This is a genomic window from Corynebacterium sp. NML140438 (genome assembly GCF_001875725.1).
Classification (GTDB): Bacteria; Actinomycetota; Actinomycetes; order Mycobacteriales; family Mycobacteriaceae; genus Corynebacterium.
Window position 1 is genome coordinate 70599 of record NZ_MLCQ01000029.1, and the last position, 15433, is coordinate 86031.

General features: G+C 54.7%; 17 protein-coding genes. 7 read left to right on the forward strand and 10 right to left on the reverse strand.

Going from position 1 to position 15433, the window contains the following annotated elements:
* Positions 1–380: 380 nt before the first annotated feature.
* Complete coding sequence (locus BJP08_RS11220) at positions 381–1607, reverse strand: site-specific integrase (protein WP_255364810.1); 1227 nt, start codon at positions 1605–1607, stop codon at positions 381–383.
* A gap of 55 nt (positions 1608–1662) precedes the next feature.
* Between BJP08_RS11220 and BJP08_RS08890 the strand changes: the two genes are divergently transcribed.
* The 6 genes from BJP08_RS08890 (at position 1663) to BJP08_RS08915 (ending at position 7415) form a co-directional block, all read left to right on the forward strand.
* Complete coding sequence (locus BJP08_RS08890) at positions 1663–2046, forward strand: hypothetical protein (protein WP_071569260.1); 384 nt, start codon at positions 1663–1665, stop codon at positions 2044–2046.
* Between the two features lie 139 nt (positions 2047–2185).
* The gene (locus tag BJP08_RS08895) at positions 2186–2410 is read left to right on the forward strand and encodes an AlpA family transcriptional regulator (RefSeq protein WP_083428491.1); all 225 of its coding nucleotides are present in this window, start codon (positions 2186–2188) and stop codon (positions 2408–2410) included.
* A 443-nt stretch (positions 2411–2853) separates the two neighbouring features.
* Positions 2854–4530, forward strand: coding sequence for a Rep family protein (locus BJP08_RS08900; RefSeq protein ID WP_071569261.1), 1677 nt, complete (start codon positions 2854–2856; stop codon positions 4528–4530).
* Complete coding sequence (locus BJP08_RS08905) at positions 4517–5029, forward strand: hypothetical protein (protein WP_071569262.1); 513 nt, start codon at positions 4517–4519, stop codon at positions 5027–5029. The genes BJP08_RS08900 and BJP08_RS08905 overlap by 14 nt, the downstream gene beginning before the upstream one ends.
* A 98-nt stretch (positions 5030–5127) precedes the next feature.
* Positions 5128–5511: a hypothetical protein gene (locus BJP08_RS08910; protein ID WP_071569263.1), complete on the forward strand. Its 384-nt coding sequence runs from the start codon at positions 5128–5130 to the stop codon at positions 5509–5511.
* Positions 5512–5720: 209 nt separating this feature from the next.
* Positions 5721–7415 (forward strand): hypothetical protein, encoded by a 1695-nt coding sequence (locus tag BJP08_RS08915; protein ID WP_071569264.1) that lies wholly within the window; start codon positions 5721–5723, stop codon positions 7413–7415.
* 257 nt (positions 7416–7672) lie between these two features.
* On the opposite strand, the gene BJP08_RS08920 is transcribed toward BJP08_RS08915, so the two are convergent.
* From BJP08_RS08920 to BJP08_RS11955, 6 genes are all read right to left on the reverse strand, one after another.
* Positions 7673–8254 (reverse strand): NADPH-dependent FMN reductase, encoded by a 582-nt coding sequence (locus BJP08_RS08920; RefSeq protein ID WP_022862715.1) that lies wholly within the window; start codon positions 8252–8254, stop codon positions 7673–7675.
* 40 nt (positions 8255–8294) lie between these two features.
* Positions 8295–8567, reverse strand: a complete 273-nt coding sequence (locus tag BJP08_RS11490) for a hypothetical protein (RefSeq protein ID WP_133065267.1) — start codon at positions 8565–8567, stop codon at positions 8295–8297.
* Complete coding sequence (nrdF, locus tag BJP08_RS08925) at positions 8548–9573, reverse strand: class 1b ribonucleoside-diphosphate reductase subunit beta (RefSeq protein WP_034666259.1); 1026 nt, start codon at positions 9571–9573, stop codon at positions 8548–8550. Before nrdF ends, BJP08_RS11490 begins: the two co-directional genes overlap by 20 nt.
* A 51-nt stretch (positions 9574–9624) precedes the next feature.
* On the reverse strand, positions 9625–11820 hold the full coding sequence (gene nrdE, locus BJP08_RS08930) for a class 1b ribonucleoside-diphosphate reductase subunit alpha (RefSeq protein ID WP_052205721.1): 2196 nt from the start codon (positions 11818–11820) through the stop codon (positions 9625–9627).
* A gap of 67 nt (positions 11821–11887) precedes the next feature.
* Positions 11888–12337, reverse strand: a complete 450-nt coding sequence (gene nrdI, locus BJP08_RS08935; RefSeq protein WP_052093126.1) for a class Ib ribonucleoside-diphosphate reductase assembly flavoprotein NrdI — start codon at positions 12335–12337, stop codon at positions 11888–11890.
* 116 nt (positions 12338–12453) lie between these two features.
* On the reverse strand, positions 12454–13134 hold the full coding sequence (locus BJP08_RS11955) for a metal-dependent transcriptional regulator (RefSeq protein ID WP_022862719.1): 681 nt from the start codon (positions 13132–13134) through the stop codon (positions 12454–12456).
* A gap of 138 nt (positions 13135–13272) precedes the next feature.
* Between BJP08_RS11955 and BJP08_RS11710 the strand changes: the two genes are divergently transcribed.
* Positions 13273–13482 carry a hypothetical protein gene (locus tag BJP08_RS11710; RefSeq protein ID WP_177221751.1) on the forward strand — a complete coding sequence of 70 codons (210 nt, stop codon included), beginning with the start codon at positions 13273–13275 and terminating at the stop codon, positions 13480–13482.
* A 33-nt stretch (positions 13483–13515) separates the two neighbouring features.
* On the opposite strand, the gene BJP08_RS08945 is transcribed toward BJP08_RS11710, so the two are convergent.
* The 3 genes from BJP08_RS08945 to BJP08_RS08950 all read right to left on the reverse strand — a co-directional run bounded on the left by BJP08_RS08945 (position 13516) and on the right by BJP08_RS08950 (position 15353).
* Positions 13516–13935: a single-stranded DNA-binding protein gene (locus BJP08_RS08945; protein ID WP_070362918.1), complete on the reverse strand. Its 420-nt coding sequence runs from the start codon at positions 13933–13935 to the stop codon at positions 13516–13518.
* 85 nt (positions 13936–14020) lie between these two features.
* A complete protein-coding gene (locus BJP08_RS11715) occupies positions 14021–14164 on the reverse strand; it encodes a hypothetical protein (RefSeq protein WP_165482993.1) in 144 nt (47 codons plus the stop codon).
* A 163-nt stretch (positions 14165–14327) separates the two neighbouring features.
* Positions 14328–15353 (reverse strand): DUF4192 domain-containing protein, encoded by a 1026-nt coding sequence (locus tag BJP08_RS08950; RefSeq protein ID WP_071569265.1) that lies wholly within the window; start codon positions 15351–15353, stop codon positions 14328–14330.
* Positions 15354–15433 lie beyond the last annotated feature (80 nt).

The window sequence follows — 15433 nt, forward strand, 5'->3', positions numbered from 1 at the left end:
AACAAACATGAGGCCACTGCTCCATTTGCAACGAGATGAGGTCACCCTTGAGCCTAATACTTTTGGAGGGCTTATGGACCTGGATGTGATTAGTTCGTCACTACCGCTGAACCCACAGAGACGCTCAGCATCCTGCCTGAAACGCCGAAGCCCCAGTCTCCGGCTTAACCCCCACCACACGCAGCTGGCTCCTAAGCAAAGAAAAGATCCCTACCAGCATAAACACTGGTAGGGATCCGAAGTTGGTAGCGGGGGCAGGATTCGAACCTACGACCTCTGGGTTATCGGATTACATTCGAGCCTAACAGGAGTTATTCGATTCCGACCATGCTGTTTAGGAGCATTTTCGATCATTTGAAATCATTTAGAATCATCCAGAATCACGCCCCTAGTGCACCATCTAGTGCACCACCCTCAAGCGCCGACTGCATGGCCGAAACGCCAGTGAGATCGGTGTAATTCCGTGCGTTCATGGCCTCAGTGTGACCGAAGAAGGCGCTGCGGATCTCAGCAGGAACACCGCGAGCGATTGCGCGGTTATTCAGCACTGTGCGCCAGGCGTGTGACCGCATAGAAGAAACAGCCTTGTCTTCGAGTTGGACGCCGATGTCTTTGTAAAGCGCCGCACACGCCTTCACGGCGTTATCTGTTCGCCAGCGAGAGTGCTTGTCCCCTGGTGCTGGGATAAGAGGGTCGCCAGGGTTAATTGTCTTGACCCGCTCTAACCAGAACCACTTACATCGTGAATCAAGCATCGGAACAGTGCGCCCTCGGTGTGTTTTGGAGTGTTCGGCGCGCACCGTTACCGCCAGCGAGTCCTGCGTGACCGTTACATCCTCACGGGTGAGTGCAAGAGCCTCACTAATACGCAGACCTGTGCCCGCCTGCAACACGGCCAGCGCCACCGTGATTTCGTGCTTCTTGATCGACGTGTGCCGTCTGTCTGTTCCTGGCGGGATCGGCCCAGAGGTATCGCGCTCCACGAGATGATCAACCACTGCGTCGTACTGTTCATCAGTGAGCGCGTGCGATTGCGTAGGCTTGCTTCCTTTGCGGGTATCCCCGAGGTCAATAGAGATACCTCTCAGAGGATTGCTCTCAATAACGCCCTCGCGGATCAGCCGGTCAAGCACGTACTTGCTCAAGACAGTTCGTGCTTGGCGCGCGGACTCAGCACCGTGGTCACGGCCGATATCTTGCAGTGCCCGCTCAAGCGTCGCGAATCTCACGGCGTCGCCGATAGCCAGTCCGTCCAACTGCCTACGCAGCTGCGACAGCGCTAACTCATAGCGCTTCTTTGTATTAGGCCTCAGGCGTGCGGCCTTCACGATAGGTTCGCTAACCTCGTCGATAAAAGCTGTAATTCGCCTCGCCTTTGTCCAGTCACTCGTGGACGTGTTGAGATAACCATCGATCATCTCCTTAGCCTTGGCGCGAAATTCACCCTTCGTTGCCGCTCGGACGTGGAATCGTCTGGAGCGCCCCTCCCAGTTCTTGACGGTGAAAAATTCGTCAAATGGTCCTCGCGTGCGCGTGTCAAGAACGCGTTCAACAGTATCTTCGCCTGGTTGAAGTGGCGCCCTCGATGCTTGTTGTTTCTTTGCCATGCGTACAACTATAGCACCACTTTTGCATAGGTTCGAATAATGGTAAAGTGAAGACATGAACGCACAACGACCTGCCCTCTGGGATTCCGATAATCTGGTACAACTCCGCTTTGACGATGGTGCAACACAGGCAGAAGAACGCGAGGCGGAGCGTGCAGCCCTTGCACGTGACCTTAGGGTGATAAACGCTCGTCTCGAAGAGTTAAGTACTGCAATCAAGGCTGCGCGCGGTGACAGCACACTTGCCGCTAGTAAGCGTGGACTCAAGGTGCTGAAGAAGAAGCTCACTGATCGCCTACGCGAGCTTGAATACGGCAGGCTACCTACTCCTGACCTTCAACCTGGAGCAACCCTGTCGGCGTACGACGGTTCACACTGGGGTACGTCCTCAAAGACAGATCTCCCCTTCAATGAATGGTTCCCGCCCCTTTTCAAATGATCGTGAATGACCTAAAATTGTAATTAGCCTTCCGGGTATCGCCAGCGAGGTCTTGTCCTCGAAGTAAGTGGATTGACGATTTAGAGCCGGACATGAAGTAGCCCCTAAGCACGACTGTGCAGGCCGGGGTGACTTTTCCATGTCAGGAGAATCTATCGTGCTCATCCACGAAGACATCCCCCGCCTTTCGGTGAAACCCACAACCGCCGCTGAGATGCTCGGTCTGTCGCGCGGCACCCTTGCCAACTGGCGCACTGAGGGGCGAGGCCCCCGCTACATCAAATCAGGCAAGCACATCCTCTACCGAGTCAGTGATCTTGAAGCCTGGCTCGACGCGCAGTCCACGATCGGTGGTGTTGCGTAGCCATGTCGACGATGAAAAACTCCACTGCTGAAACAGCGGAGCTCAATAAAAAAGACTTTGCTCATAAGAATACGCGAATTCTCGCCGCGCTACAAGGATTAAATTCACGCCTGTGGCAGCGTTGCCAGGTTTCTCCAAGATTCACAGGGAATTCTTCCACAAAAAGTGAACTCTCGAATACGGTCTGTGTTTTCTGCTTTTCCAAACGGAATTTCACCAACCGCAAAACGAAAACCTACAACTACCAGCAAAAACACTAACGCGCGCGGGCGGCTTGGGCTTGTGTCGCCCGCGTGGGTTCCGCTGCGAAATTCTACGTTTTCGCAGGTCACAGCGTTGCACCTCCGCGAAAAACACAGATCGCAAAATCTGTATTTTCTGTTTTTTCCGCTTTTCGGCGGTGGTCCGCAATGCCTAAACCTGACACGTGTGACGAAGCTCACATGACGGAAGATGCAACTTTAGCGCCGGAATCGGAGCCGCAGACAGTCAAGGCGTTGCCTGAATCTCTGCAACTTTTGCAACTCGTAGACACCGATGAATGCCCTTATCGCCCTGGCGGAAAGTGGCACAAAGCTGAAAGGAAGAAGTTCAGCGCATTTTTCATTACGCAGCAGGCGTTTTACGACGGCTACGGCGATTTGCTCACGGAAGAGCGCATACAAGAAGCGCTCGCTCCGAAGGGCATGACGTACTGGGCGTACATCAACCACGACCGCGACACCTACACGCCGAAGGACTTTAAGAGTAAGTACACGCCACCGAAGGGTGCAGCTGTCGGTGACAAAAAGCTTGCTCATTTTCACATTGCGCTTCTTTGCAAGTCGTACAAGACGATTGCGGCCGTAGCGAAGGCGTTTGGTGTTCCGCCGCAGTACGTAGAGGGCAAGCCGCCTAGCGCTTTTTTGCCGCTCTGTAGGTACTTGACGCACGAAGACCCTGCTCAGGCGGATAAAGAAACCTACGACCGCAGCGAAGTAGTCACTAATGTGCCAGATCTTTGGGAACAGGTCGATGAAGACGCTAAGCACCACGCGCAGAAGAAGAAAGTCAACGTCGATGAAGTATCGGCGCTGGTCGCTCAAGGAAAAATGACGCCTGCGGAAGTGCGCGAGAAGTACTTGCATCTCTACGTAAAGCGCGGAATTCTCGCGCATCTGACAAAGCTGCGCGGCGATTATTTGCAGTATGCGCCGCTACCGCCACGGATTGTAAACATCCTGGTCTACGGCGACGCCGGTACCGGCAAAGACCTGATTACCAATCGGGTACCGCGCGACCTGAAGTTTTCCGTATTCAAAATCGGCGGTGACAACGTTGGTTTTGACGGATACGACGGTCAAGACTGCATCGTATGGGACGATATGCGCGCCGCGACGATTATCCACGCATGCGGCAGCAGGGGCAACGTATTCCGAATGTTTGCACCGTACAAGCAACCTGATGAAGGTCATCCTTCCGTCAACATCAAGTACGGTCGCACGTATCCAATCCAGCAGCTCAATATTGTCACTGCGGCGACTACCCCAGATGATTTCCTGTCGGGTCTCGCCGGTACCTACACGGATCGTTTCGGCCGCTCTCAGATGGCAGAAGACGAATCTCAGGCGTACCGCCGATTCCAGATAATCATCAAGGTCGAAAAAGGCCAGTACACCATCTACCTGAACAAGGGATTTTTCAACGGCACACGTGAATTTTTCGATTACGACACTATTGGTCCGCTTTCGCAGAATCTAGAACAGCTCCGCCGCCGCGCGGACAACATCGCTGACCCAGATGAACGTGACGCGGTGATTAGCGAAATTGAATCGCGAACAGTCGCCCCGGTCGTAAACGTAATTAAGCAAATTCTCTACGGCGACCCCACCGCGCCGACGGAGGACGCCGATACGCTACTTGCCGATTTCGCTGATGCAGGTCAGCAGGTCACGGCGCGCACCTCGCGCATCAACCCGCCGCCTATGGACTTTGCCGCAGCAGATGCGAAGCCGAACGCGTATTTTTCGCGTACGGATTTCCTTTGCACCGCGATTTGCGCGAATCCCGCCGCGCGCTTGGCTGCTCGACGGCAGCGAAGACGGCCAGCAACACCGCATTCTGCAAGTGCAGAACTCTGACGGTACGTACACGAACTACCTTGCGGGACTCAGCTACAGCCGTAGCGGCTACGCAACACGCACTACAGGCGCGCTAGACAGCTCAGCAACGACGGTAAGCACCGCAGTAGCCAACGGCGTACTCATCGCCGGAGAACCGGCCAATTCGCGACAATTATGCGTCAGCAGCAACGGCAAAACCTACGTATGGAATTGGCCCGGCACCGACGACAAGGAACGCACGAATCTCGAAGTACGCGTATCCGCGAACACCCGCGACGTCATCCGCGTAGTCAGCGAAAACAACGGCAGTCTCCAGGCGGAACAACGGCACTCTATCCAGCGCTACGGCGCCGCGCTGGTGGGTAGCCCTACGTACGTCAGTCTTGAACAGAAGGTACTCAACGCCGACGAAGCTGTTGCGGTCATCAACCGGGGTACTTGGGCAACTACCGCAGTCACCGACGAAGAACTACAGCAGATCTTCACCGCGATTACCGCAGGGGGTGCCGCCTCATGACTGTTTCCATGCGCCAACGCGCACCCCCTGGCGCAACACGCGCGCCCGCGCGTGTTGCGCCATCACAAAGTCATTGAAACTGAAAGGAAAAACTGGTATTGTCAAACGAAGAAATCACCAAACTGCAGGATCTAGCAAACAACCTGCAAACTACGTTCGCTCAAACCAAGCACAAGTTAGAAGAGCTAACCCAATCCTTCGAGGCTCTGCAGGACTATGAGCGTGTATTTGGGCCCCCTACCCTCTCCTTGGAGGAAGTCCAAAGTCTCCCATTCTGTAACGAACCAATGGAGAAGGAGGTTGCGGCCTCCCTCGAGCGCTCAAAAAACCCTTATGTCGTTCTCTATATGCAGGTATACCGCGACCAGCAGGAGGCGAAGGAAGCCGTGACAAAGCAAAGAGTCATGGCGGAGAGCGCCTTTGAGTTCGTTAAAGAGTTAACCAGGCGGAATAGCTCAAGCTCTCGTAGAAAGAACGAGTGACATTCCGTTTCTTGCCCCGGTTGAACGCCTTGCAAAGGTGCTCAACCGGGGCATCTTATTTTAAAAAAAGCGGCGGGAAACGCGACCGAATAGGGAGGGTTTTCCGCCGCTTGTATTGCCCGCCGCAGGCGCCCCCGTGAGACCTCAGTTATCCGATCTTGCGAGGTGGCTGGACTGAGGTCTTTAGGGGTCTACAGGAGGTACGCGATATGTCGAAGACATCTACAGCGCAGAAGGGACGCGCAGCGTTCAATCTGCGCCATCTCCGCCGCGACAACTGCGGCGGAGACACGCGAGGAGACCGCAAGCGACTCCTCAAGGAGGCGATGCGAGAATTAGATCCGCAGGATCTCGCGCATCAGGCCGCGATGAATAGCAATATCGTCGTGGCCGATGCGCATTTGAACGTTCCGTTCGTCAACGACGGCAACGGCACGTTCCGACGCGCTGCGTCCGTCGAGGAGGTCTTGGCGTACCAAGACGCCCGGATGGACGGCGTGCGCGTACAGAAGAACAGTTTCGAGACGTCTCTGTTCGTCGTGCATCTGCCGAAGTCGATGTGTGTAGAGGTCCCCGACTTCTACACCAGCACTGTGGACGGCCGTGAGGTGAAGCGCGCACGGCTTGTCGCACGGGACTACGACGAAGCGAAGGAGTACCTCGAAGAGTCGATGCGCTGGCTCGCCGAGAACTTCATCCCCGGCGGCATCGATGCCGTAGCCGGTGGGGATATGAACTTCGACGAATCAACGCCACACATCCAGTTCCAGGCTGATACGTTCTCGCCGAAGCCGGATGATCCCGACAAGCTCCGCTGCCGGCCCGGCATCGCGTACAACACTGATGAGTCGGTGCGGTACATATCTGGCCCGAAGAAGGGCAAACAAATCTCCGGGAACCAGAAGTTCATCGACGCGCAGCGTGGACTTCGAGAGCACATGTACGCGTTGGGTTACCCGGTAGAGCTAGATGTGTCTGAACGTCACAATGAGTCGCTGAATCTTGACCGTTACGTCGAACAGCAGGACCGGGAGCGCGACCTTGCGAACCGTGAGGACGAGGTGGAACGGAAGCACAGCTCCGTACAGCGAGATGTCGATGCTGCAGCGAAAGACCGCAAGCAAGCTGCAGAAGAACTCGAACGGGCGCAGCAGGCCCGTGAAGAAGCCCAGCGTGTGCAGGAAAATGCTGAACAGCAGGCTCGCGAGGTTGCCGAGCGCGTACTCAAAGAAGCACGCGAGAAGGCCGAGCAGGACGCCGAAAAGATTCGTGGTGATGCACAGAAGGATGCTGAACAGGAGTTGGGTCTTGCCGAGGCACAGGCGGAAGAGTTGCTGGACCGTGCCAAGGAGGTTGAGAGCGCCGCCGAAGCCAAGCTCAAGCGTGTAGAGCAGGAAGCTGAACAGCTCCGCAGCGAAGCACGCGAAAAGGCCGAGCAAGAAGCCGAGCAGATCCGCAGTGACGCACGCAAAGAAGCTGAGCAGACGCTGGGTCTCGCTGAAGCTCAGGCAGATGAGCTGCTTGACCTTGCCGAAGAATTCGGCAGTGAAGAACATGATGAGGCCACACGTGACGCTGCAGTAACGCGCGAGGAAGCAGAGCAGGAAGCGAAGATCATCATCGAGGAAGCAACGCAGTCGTTGCAGGAGATTTCGCATGTTGATCAGGACTTTTTGCGGGTCGAGATTGACAGCAACCCAGAGATGAAGCAACGGTACCGCGAGATCGTCATCGACCGTACTCAGGAGGAAAGCGCTGCAGTACTGCGTCGCGCGCTGGAACGCATCGCTAAGCGCCGCCAGCAGGAGCAACAGCGCGACCACGACGGTGACAAGGAGTCCCCCGACGGTGGCAAGGAGTCTCCCGACGGTGACAAGGAGTCCCCCGACGGCGGCAAGCCGTAGATGGGGGTCTCCCCTGCCCTGTATGGCCCTGTAGCGGCCTAACAGGATGTCGCCAGGGTCAGTGTCCAGCGACAGCGCTAAAACCGCTCTAATTCAGCGAAAATCGAAGAATTAGAGCGGTGTTTTTTGAAGCGTCCTGGGTTCAGATTCAGGTAACTCAAGGATGAGTGTGAATCCGGGGTTTGTGTCTTTGAGAAGGCCCTTTAGAAGCCTTCAAGTACTTCGTAGAGGGCGGTGGCTAGGGTTAGTCGCCGTCGCTAGCTGTGCTTGGCTGTTAATGTCATGTCGACCAACTGCAGGAAGCGTATAACGTAGTCTTTGACAAAGCCTGCGGTGCCTTCATTGAGATGGCCGGAGTCTTCGAAGAGGGTGGGGGATTGGCCAAGGAATACCTCGGGCTGACCAGGAAGCGGCATATCGAAGTAGGACAGGGCGAGCCGGAGGTTCTTCTGTGAACTGTAGCCGCCCATGCGGCCTACAGAGTGACTGATGATACCTGCGGGAAGGTTCTTCCAAGCCACATCCGAGTTGGGCTTGGAACCGATGTCCACTGCATTCTTGAGACAGGCAGGGATAGTACGGTTATTTTCCGGGGTAACAAAGAGGACGCCGCTCGAGTTCTTGATGGTGTCGCGGAAAGTGGTGTACTCAGCTGGAATGGGCTTGTCCGTGACCGAGGGGTCATCGTAGTCGAAGTCATAGAGCGGCAAGTCACGGATTTCAACGATGTCTGCCTGGTAGTTTTCAGGGATCATTGTGAGCACTTCGTGTGCAATCTTGCGCGCAAATGAGCCGCGGCGCAGGCTGCCGACGATAACACTAATGCGTGGGGTGGTCATAGGAAGTCCTTTCTTCTTAGTTGGGCGTAGGTACGTGCGATCAAGGGAGAAAAGGCTTGCAGCCAAAGGCAGGCGGTGGCCCGGCGGCGTGGGCGGCAGTAAGAAAGTTATCCACTTTGTCTTCTTCATGGCGGAAGTACAGTTCGATGAGTCCTAACAGTCCCCCGAGGACGGCCTCCCGTGCGGCGGACGTATCCAAAAGCCGCATGGCTGCTGGTTGGTTTCCTTCGCGGATGGCTTCAAACAGCGCGATGGTCTCAAGCCAGCTTCCTTGGTCTGGTCGTGGAAACGGTTTAGAAATCCCAGTCATCATCACTCGTTTCTTCAGCGGTGCCAATGACATAGGAGGAACCGGAGCCGGAGAAGAAGTCATGGTTTTCATCTGCTCCAGGTGCTAGGGCAGCGAGGATTTCCGGGTTCACTTCCGTTTCTTCAGGTGGGAAGTAGTCCGGGTAGCCCAAATTCATGAGCGCCTTATTGGCGTTATAGCGAACGAATACAGCTACATCATCCATGAGCCCCAACGGCTCATATAGCTCGCCGGAATAATCCAGCTCTAGGGCATAAAGCTCTTCGAGCAAGGAAATAGTGAAATCATGCATCTCCTGTTGCCGTTGTGGAGCAGACGTTTCCAGTCCGCGCTGGTACTTGTAGCCTGAGTAGTAACCGTGCACTGCCTTGTCACGCAGAATGAGGCGAATCATGTCTGCCGTATTTGTCAGGGTGGCGTGGACGGAAAAATGCAGGGGAAGATAGAAACCCGCGTAGAGAAGCAGCGAGGAAAGCAGCGTCGATGACACTTTGCGCTTGAGTGGATCGGGTCCAAAATAATGAGTGAGCACTTTTTTGGCGCGTGCCTGGAGAAGGTCATTATTCACCGCCCAGCGGTATGCCTCATCAATTTCTTTCGTACTGCTCAAAGTAGAAAACACTGAAGAGTAAGAACGGGCATGGACTGATTGCATGAAGGCGATGTTGGTATACACGGCCTCCTCGTGCTCGGTGCGGGCATCTTGGATCTGACAGATTTCGCCCACAGTGGCCTGGACGGTGTCCAGGGTGGTGAGTCCCGTGAACACCCGCATGGTGAGGTTGCGTTCCTCCGGTGTCATCCTCTGCCACGCCGGGAGATCGTTTGAAAGTGGAACCTTTTCTGGCAACCAAAAGTTGGCGGTGAGGCGGTTCCACACTTCAAGATCCTTCTCATCGCTCACCCGATTCCAATTGATGGCGCGGATGCGGGCTGAAGGGTCATGCCGGTAACTTGGCGGCGTAACTGAGATGCTGGTTAGCTCAGCAGTGTTTGATGTTGAAGACATAGCTTCTTTCTTTCTTGATGGATGGTTGTGAATGAAGGAAGGACCGTGTTCCTACAGAGCACAGGAAACGCAGCCTTCGACCTCGGTTCCCTGGAGTGCAGGTTGGCGTAAACGGATGTAGTACAAGGTCTTGATTCCGGCTTTCCAGGCATAGATTTGTGCCTTGTTGATGTCCCGCGTAGTGGTGTCAGCGGTGAAGAACAAAGTCAGGGAAAGCCCTTGGTCCACGTGTTGGGTGGCCATAGCGTAGGTGTCGATGATTTTTTTGTACCCCACGGTGTAGGAGTCATCGAAATACTCCAAGTTGTCGTTGGTCATTTCCGGTGCGGGGTAGTACACGCGCCCCAAGCGGCCTTCCTTGCGTATTTCAATCTTGGAGGCAATCGGGTGTATGGACGCGGTGGAGTCATTGATGTAGGAAATTGATCCAGTGGGTGGAACTGCCTGCAAGTAGGCGTTGTAGATGCCGTCTTGCATCACTTGGTTCTTGAGCCGTAGCCAATCCTCGCGTTGAGGAATCTGCACGCCAGCCTCATGGAATAGCTGTTTTACGTGGTCAGTGGCCGGCGCCCAGTCTTGGTCGATGTACTTGTCGAAGTAGACGCCAGTGGCATAGGTGGATTCTTCAAAGCCAGTGAATCGTTGACCTTTCTCAACCGCTAGCGCATGGGATGCACGGAGCGCATGATAGGTCACGGTCAGGAAATAGATATTTGTAAAGTCCAGTGCTTCGGCGCAGCCATAAGGAATACGCTTGGAAGCCAGGAAACCGTGGAGATTCATTTGGCCCAACCCGATGGCATGCATGGATGCATTACCGTGAGCGATGGAAGGAACAGCTTCGATATTTGTTAGGTCTGAGACCTTCGTGAGAGCGCGCACCGCGGTTTCAACAGTTTCCCCAAAGTCCGGTGATTCAAAAGCTTTAGCGATATTGAGCGACCCTAGATTGCAGGAAATGTCCTGGCCAACGGTGGTGTAGTTACCTGAGGCGCCGTAGGTGGATGGCGTGTTGACCTGGAGGATCTCACTACACAGATTGGACATATTGATATGTCCTTTGAGGGGATTAGCGCGGTTGACCGTATCCTCAAAGAGTATGTAGGGGTATCCAGATTCAAACTGAAGCTCAGCCAGCGTGGTGAAAAACTCGCGGGCCTTGATAGTCGTATGAGAAATTCGCGGATTGGAAACCAGCTCGTCGTAATACTCGGTGATAGACATGTCAGACATGGCTACGCCGTACTCGCGAGCGATGTCATACGGGCTAAAAAGATGCATATCCTTGTTCTCTTTGGCCAGCTGGAAGGTTATATCTGGAATAACAACTCCCAGCGAAAGAGTCTTAATGCGGACTTTCTCATCGGCATTTTCCCGCTTGGTATCCAGGAAACGAAGAATATCTGGATGGTGCGCATGTAGGTAGACGGCTCCAGCGCCCTGTCGAGCGCCCAATTGGTTGGCATAGCTGAAGCTATCTTCCAGAATTTTCATGACTGGGACTACGCCGGAAGCTTGGTTCTCAATCTTTTTGATTGGGGCTCCGGATTCGCGCAGATTGCTCAGTAACAAGGCCACACCACCGCCGCGTTTTGAAAGCTGCAGTGCAGAGTTCACGCTGCGGCCAATGCTTTCCAAATTGTCTTCGATGCGAAGGAGGAAGCAGGAGACCATTTCGCCACGCTGGGCTTTTCCTGCGTTGAGAAAAGTAGGGGTGGCGGGCTGGAAGCGTCCGGTCATGATGTCATCCACCAGCTTCTCCGCAAGCTCTTCATCGCCCTGTGCAAGGTACAAAGCTGTGGTGGCGACGCGTTCTTCGTAGCCTTCCAGAAATCGCGAGCCATCAAAGGTTTTCAGTGCGTATGAAGTAAAGAACTTAAATGCGCCGAGGAAAGTGCGGAACTGATGCTTGGCTCGGTGGGCTCTGTCGTACATAGTGCACAGAAAATCGTCATCATAAAGCTCAAGGAATTCCCGCTCGTAGTATTCGTTATCAACCAACCACTCCAAGCGCTGCTTGGTGGATTCAAACTGATGCATGCGGGGAGTGACATGGTGCGCTAAAAAGTCTTGTGTTGCCTCAATGTCCTTGTCGAACTGGATTCTTCCCGAATCGTCGAATAGGTTCAGCTGCGCGTTGAGTGCATGGTAGCTCTTGCGCTTACCGACACCGCCGGCATCGTCTGCTGAAGCGGTGCGGGGCGTAGGGCCAATGGGCTGTGTGGGGGTGGCCTTAAGTGGCGGCATTGTGGTTTCCAATCTGTGTGTTGCGGATGTGGTCTTCATTTTGTGGGAAATCAATGGGGTGTAATTGTTAGTTGCTTTGCTGCTCCCAAAACTTGTGAAGGCCCTGCTTTACAGCGGCAACGTCCTTCTGCGTGCCGAGTAGCTCGAAGTGATACAGCTCTGGAACGTGGCACTTAGCGGAAATGATGCGGCCGGCGACGCAGTAAGCGCTTCCGAAGTTGGTATTGCCTGAGGTAATCACGCCCCGGATAAAGGAACGGTTGATTGGGTCATTGAGGAAGTCGATGACCTGTTTGGGGACTGCGCGTTTGAGCGAGCCACCGCCGTAGGTTGGAACGATGAGTACGTACGGGTGTGAAACCTGGATCATTCCGGTTTTCTTGGGCCGCAGTGGAATGCGCACTGCGGGTCTATCTAAGCGTTCGACGAATCTTTTTGTGTTTTCAGAAACGCTAGAAAAGTACACCAAATCTGGTGAGTCTGACATGACAATCCTGCTCATCCTGGCCTTAGCCATAAGTGGGATAGGTGATGATCGAAAAGATTAACTACGTACTACCGTAGTTGCAAACTACGCCGCACCGTAGTTTTTAAAAGGGCAGGTAGGGACAGGATTAATGAGAAAGGGAAAGACTACAGGCTGTGGTGTGCTACAAACACTGCGTCCGTAGCTGGGCGCCCAAGTACTACCCACTGAGTACTGTCGGCTACCTGTACTTCGAGCGATTCTGAAAAGGGCGTTCCTTCGCGCGTGGTAAGAACAGCCCCAATGACGATGCCTTGCTCTTTGAGGAAGGCCAGCAGTTGTGGGTCGGAATCAGAAATGCGTTCCACGGTCACCTGCGGTTGTGCGCCGCTGTCGGTGAGACGGTGCGCACTGGGGATAGTGACCTGTCCATCAACCGTAGGGATAGGGTCGCCGTGTGGATCCCTAGTGGGGTAATTGAGGAACTTATCCACGCGCTCTATGAGCATGTCAGACACCGCGTGTTCAAGATTTTCGGCTTCATCATGGACCTCGTCCCACGTATAATCCAATGCTTGAACCAAAAAAGACTCAAGCAATCGGTGGCGGCGCACCATGACCAATGCGTACTGCCTGCCAAGTTCGGTTAACTCCACAGAGCCATAGGGCGTGTGTGACACGAGCCCTTGCTTCGACATTTTGCGCACTGCATCGGAGACCGAGGAGAGCTTGAGTCCCAGCTGTTTCGCTATAAGTGTGGCGGTAACGGGCTCGGATGACCATTCCTTTAGCCCCCAGATAGCTTTCAAATAGTTCTGGGTACTGGTGGACAGCTCAGAAACAGACATGAGTAAATGTTAACCCAGCTTCCGTATGCGCCTTAGGCGCTGTGCCCCAACGCTCATAGCGAACAGAGGCCAAGTTTGAGAGGAATGCCGGTAAGGTGGGGCCAGTTAAAGCATTCTTCACTTGAAGGAGAACCACTAATGTCTGAGAAGATTTCAATGAACTTGAAGTGCGCCAGCGTAGTGCGTAATGGAATGGCTAGTACACAGTGCAGTAAAACAGCGCATGTAATGGCTCATGTAATGGCTCATGTAATGCACTGTGTAGAGACAGAGCGTCTGGAGCAGGAGTATCAGCGCTCCCGTACTGGACGGCGACGGCGTTATGCGTGGTCTGTGCTGAAAAAATAACCCCGCAGGTTTCCCTGCGGGGTGTTGTTGCAACTAGAACGGCACTTCTTCAGAGTCATTAGCAGCAGCGTTATCTGCGCTGTTCTCGCGGCGTGCTGCTCGTGCCTCAGACTCCTTCTTGGAGTCGATCAGCTGCACAGTGTCGATGCGCGCTACCAGCGGATAGTGCTTGTTGCCGTCCTTATCGGTGTAGTTGTCAGTCTTCAGCGAGTAGCTCACTGCAACGCGATCACCAGCGCCGATGCATCCGAAGACGCCGAGGTTCTTGGCGTCAGCCACGTAGCCAGTGAGTTCGACAATCTCTGATTCCACCTTGCCTGTGGACTTGTTCTTGAACGTATTACGTGCGTAGACGTTGAGCTTCACCGTCGCACCGCCGTTTGCGTGCTCAAAGATCTTCGGCTCGCGTGCTGCGTTGCCAACGATGGTGCCATTGTTAAACGGGTTGGACATTGTGATTTCTCCTTATATGAGTGAGTGTGTGATTGTCTTTCAATTGTGTGTTTGAGCAGCGGCTTTGCTGCTGCTGTAAGTGCTGTTACAGCACTGCCCAGGGCAGATGTGCCCCTGCTGCTTCCAGGTCGCGTAGCTCTTGTGCGGCACCCGGATCGGCGTCTTCGCCATCCATGCCGTCAGACATGAGGTAGAGCAGCTCTAGGTCTTCGTGGGTGTAGTGGTACATGGCGTGCCTCCGTGTCGTGGATTGATTCTCAATCCGTTCTTTGAGACAGCTCTGCTGTCTAGAGACCTCTCCCCTGCTCGGTGGAGATTTCCTTCTTCCCTGGTCACGGCACTGATAGAAAAAGAAAACCCCGCTACAGCGACTGCTGCAACGGGGTAGAGCTTTAAGCGTCGAACAAGAGGTAGTGTGCCTTCGACGCACCTTGACGCACGCTCGTGATGAGCTTGCTGCCCAGGCCGCGGCTGATGGATCTGTCCACCAGGTTCGGAAAGTTCTCGGTATCGCTCAGCTCAGTGGCCTTGTGCGCGGCCACGCCTGCCAGGCCAGTCTGCCCTGTGGCTTGTGCGAGAACCGCGACAGTAGCGGTCACTTGCGAGAGCATCTTGAGCCAGTCTCGCGGCACTGTCTGCATAAGACGTTCTGCGAACGCCAGACCTTGCTGCGGCTCGTCTAGCAGCGCTCCGAGCAGCGGATCACGCAACATAGGTGTGGTAAAACACCTCAGCGCAGCACGGATGGCCTGTGTGTCGGTGGGATTAGAGACACCCTTTGCAGCCTTCTCGTACTCCTGCTGCAGGTCATCACGGAGGAAGTGAATCTCGTTCTCGTACCCCTCAACGTCGGCGATGATGTCTTGATATTCCTCCTCGTCGATGCCGTGAGCTGTGCTGTTCAAGCGCTCTTCCAGCTCCTCACGCGACAGCGCTGGCAGCTGGCCAGTGTCCAAGATCATCTGCTGCAGTGTGAGAGAGCCTGCAACCTCGCTGACCACGCCGCTGCGCGGTGCTGAGAGACTGAGTTGCTGATACACAGTCCACCAGCCGGTTCCAGAAGTGATCTCGGGAACCTGGATGATTGCAAGCACCGTAGGCAACGGCGAGTCCTCGCTGAGCAGGAACTCCGCCAGGTCATCGGCGGCTAAGGGGTCGCTGCTTACCACGTAGGCGATGATGGCGTCAGCGTTGTCGCGGTCTGACAGAGCAGCGAACTGCTGTTGGTTGTCAACCAGCGTTTCAACAGCGTCGTCCAGGTCGAGCCGAGCGAGCGGTCCCAGGTGTAGACCAGGGGTGTCGTCGTTTCGTTCAAAGAACGCGATGACCAGCGAGTCCTGCGGGTAAAACCCCAAGATACCGGGGATATTGGCGAGGATATCGCCGTGGGAGGTAAGCGTTTGCGAATAGGTGGACATGAGCACTCCTTATGCCAAATACGGGATGTGTGTGGTCAATCCCGTATTTGGCCCCGGCTGTGCCGGGCGGCGCTAGCACC

Bases quoted from the DNA above. Each gene is read 5' to 3' on its own strand.
- nrdF (WP_034666259.1), bottom strand. From the start codon at position 9,573: ATGTCTTCAACATCAAACACTGCTGAGCTAACCAGCATCTCAGTTACG.
- BJP08_RS08945 (WP_070362918.1), bottom strand. From the start codon at position 13,935: ATGTCCAACCCGTTTAACAATGGCACCATCGTTGGCAACGCAGCACGC.
- BJP08_RS08900 (WP_071569261.1), top strand. From the start codon at position 2,854: ATGACGGAAGATGCAACTTTAGCGCCGGAATCGGAGCCGCAGACAGTC.
- BJP08_RS08915 (WP_071569264.1), top strand. From the start codon at position 5,721: ATGTCGAAGACATCTACAGCGCAGAAGGGACGCGCAGCGTTCAATCTG.
- nrdE (WP_052205721.1), bottom strand. From the start codon at position 11,820: ATGCCGCCACTTAAGGCCACCCCCACACAGCCCATTGGCCCTACGCCC.
- BJP08_RS08950 (WP_071569265.1), bottom strand. From the start codon at position 15,353: ATGTCCACCTATTCGCAAACGCTTACCTCCCACGGCGATATCCTCGCC.
- BJP08_RS11490 (WP_133065267.1), bottom strand. From the start codon at position 8,567: ATGATGACTGGGATTTCTAAACCGTTTCCACGACCAGACCAAGGAAGC.
- BJP08_RS11220 (WP_255364810.1), bottom strand. From the start codon at position 1,607: ATGGCAAAGAAACAACAAGCATCGAGGGCGCCACTTCAACCAGGCGAA.
- BJP08_RS08890 (WP_071569260.1), top strand. From the start codon at position 1,663: ATGAACGCACAACGACCTGCCCTCTGGGATTCCGATAATCTGGTACAA.
- BJP08_RS08920 (WP_022862715.1), bottom strand. From the start codon at position 8,254: ATGACCACCCCACGCATTAGTGTTATCGTCGGCAGCCTGCGCCGCGGC.
- BJP08_RS08895 (WP_083428491.1), top strand. From the start codon at position 2,186: ATGTCAGGAGAATCTATCGTGCTCATCCACGAAGACATCCCCCGCCTT.
- BJP08_RS11955 (WP_022862719.1), bottom strand. From the start codon at position 13,134: ATGTCTGTTTCTGAGCTGTCCACCAGTACCCAGAACTATTTGAAAGCT.
- nrdI (WP_052093126.1), bottom strand. From the start codon at position 12,337: ATGGCTAAGGCCAGGATGAGCAGGATTGTCATGTCAGACTCACCAGAT.
- BJP08_RS11710 (WP_177221751.1), top strand. From the start codon at position 13,273: ATGTCTGAGAAGATTTCAATGAACTTGAAGTGCGCCAGCGTAGTGCGT.
- BJP08_RS11715 (WP_165482993.1), bottom strand. From the start codon at position 14,164: ATGTACCACTACACCCACGAAGACCTAGAGCTGCTCTACCTCATGTCT.